The sequence below is a fragment of the Mycobacterium sp. TH-M82 genome (assembly GCF_057473605.1).
The window spans coordinates 1-2,010 of the sequence record NZ_JBYCKY010000730.1; the positions used below are offsets into that span (position 1 = coordinate 1).

The 2,010-nt window shown below is 68.8% G+C and carries 3 protein-coding genes; 2 read left to right on the top strand and 1 reads right to left on the bottom strand.

Annotation, left to right across the window (positions count from 1 at the left end):
* Positions 1-306, bottom strand: a 306-nt coding sequence (locus AC2VON_RS21535; RefSeq protein ID WP_486954676.1) for an SCO3933 family regulatory protein, incomplete at its 3' end; no start/stop codon positions are given.
* Between the two features lie 280 nt (positions 307-586).
* Here AC2VON_RS21535 and AC2VON_RS21540 point away from each other — a divergent pair.
* Together AC2VON_RS21540 and AC2VON_RS21545 are read left to right on the top strand one after the other, a co-directional pair.
* Positions 587-922: a putative quinol monooxygenase gene (locus AC2VON_RS21540; RefSeq protein ID WP_486954677.1), complete on the top strand. Its 336-nt coding sequence runs from the start codon at positions 587-589 to the stop codon at positions 920-922.
* Positions 909-2,010 (top strand): helix-turn-helix domain-containing protein (locus tag AC2VON_RS21545; protein ID WP_486954678.1); only part of this gene is annotated, 1,102 nt, incomplete at its 3' end. The genes AC2VON_RS21540 and AC2VON_RS21545, both read left to right, overlap by 14 nt.

Sequence of the window (2,010 nt, forward strand, 5' to 3'; positions counted from 1 at the left end):
GGCGGGGTCGGTGGCGGTGATGGATTCGGCGCGATACGCGATGCCCGAGCGGCCGTCTTGCGACCACGGCAACGCCACCAAACCCGCCACCGCCACCGGCTGGCCGACCGTGACTTTCGGCTCCCCGACCACGGTCACCGCCAGCACCTCACCGCCGGTGGCGTCCAAAGCGATCAGCTGCACCTGCCACAACGCCTGCCCGGTGGCCTTGTCCACGCGCGGTGCACCGGTGTCGAAATTGGTGCGCTGCTCCGGAATCCGGGTGCACAAAAACGTCACCCCGGTCGTGTCGATACGTAGCTTCATGATGGTTGTGTCCTGTCTTCTCGGTGATCGGCCCAACGGTGTTGTTGGACGCATCACCCAGCACAGCCCGACCCCAGCCGGGGCCACCAGCGGCGGACTAAAACGCACAGTGCTGCTGTGCAAAGCTGTGCGCTGCCGACGGCACCGGGCACCGCTCCGCTGACCGGCACCGTCGCGTCAGCGGGTGCGCTCGCCGTCGTCACCGGCAGGGGCGGTCGCCGGGTAGGGTGTGCGGCAGCCGGCCTCACACCGGGGCGGTGTCGCCGCGTGGAGGTGAGAATTGTTCGCGCTGCTGGTCAGGTTCAGCGTCCGTGCCGGACACGAAGACGCCTTCGACGCACTGGTCGCCGAAACGCTGGCCGCGATCACCACCGGTGAACCCGACACGATCGTCTACGCCAGCCACGCCCAGGCCGGCGAGCCCAGCATGCGGGTGTTCTACGAGTGCTACCGCAACCATGACGCGTTTCAGGCGCACGAGGCCGCCCCGCACACCCGCCGGTTCCTCGCCGAGCGGACCCAACACCTGACCGGCCCGCCCGAAGTGTGGACGCTGACGCCGGTTGCCGGCGCAATCGACGGCAGGCCGCTTCGAGGCGACGGTGCCACGCGCTGACCCCACACCTGGCGAGCTGGTCGGCCGCTACCGCAAAGAGCGCAACTGGTCGCGGGAACGGCTGGCCGGCCAGATACACAAATCGGTGAGCTGGGTCGCCCAAATCGAACGTGGTGAACTGCCGCTGGTCGACATCACCGTGCTGGGCCAACTGGCCGCGCTGCTGGGCGCCCCGCTACAAGAGTTCATCGACGCCGCCCTGGGACCCGACACCGAAACCGTCCGTAACCGCCCCTACGTCGAGCAGCTGCGTCTTGCCATCGCCGGCCACCCCGCCCCCGACAACATCATCACCCCGGTCATCGACGGCCCACCCTGCGATATGGAGTCACTGCGCCAACGCACCCGCCACATCTGGGAGCGCATCCACGCCAGCGCCTACCGCGATATGGGACCAACCATCGCCGCCCTGATCAGCGAGCTGGAAAACGCCAGCCGCACCGCTGCGAAAACTCAACGGCCCGACCTGCTTCCGCTGCTGGCCCAGACCTATCAAGCCGCTGCGGCGATGCTGGTCAAAGTCGGCGACCGTGGTGCGGGGTGGGTGGCCGCCGACCGCGCCATCGCCGCCGCCGAACAAAGCCACGACCCCGCCCTGATCCTGGCCGGGCAACTACGGATGGCCCGCACCCTGCTCGACTCCAGCGAACAAGCACTGGCCCGCCACGTTCTGACCCAAGCAACCCGCCGCCACGACGCCATCATCGCCGGCGGCGACCCCGCCCTGATCTCACTGGTCGGTTCCAGCGCGCTGCTGCTGGCGATCCTGCACGCCCGCGACGCCAACACCGATGCCGCCGAGCAGTGTTTGACCGTGGCACGCCGGCTCGCCGCCGTGCTGGGTGGCGACGCCAACCACCACGACACCGAATTTGGCCCCACCAATGTGGCCATGCACGCCGTGGGTGTCGCCGTCGAACTCGGCAACGGACAACAAGCCCTCGACCGTGCCGCCCACGTCCGCCACCCCGAACAGCTCTCACCGGAACGGCAAGCCCGCTACCTCATCGACATCGCCCGCGCTCACCTGCTCACCCGCTCCGGGCGCGGCGCACTGCTGGCCCTGGTCAAAGCCGAACAGATCGCCC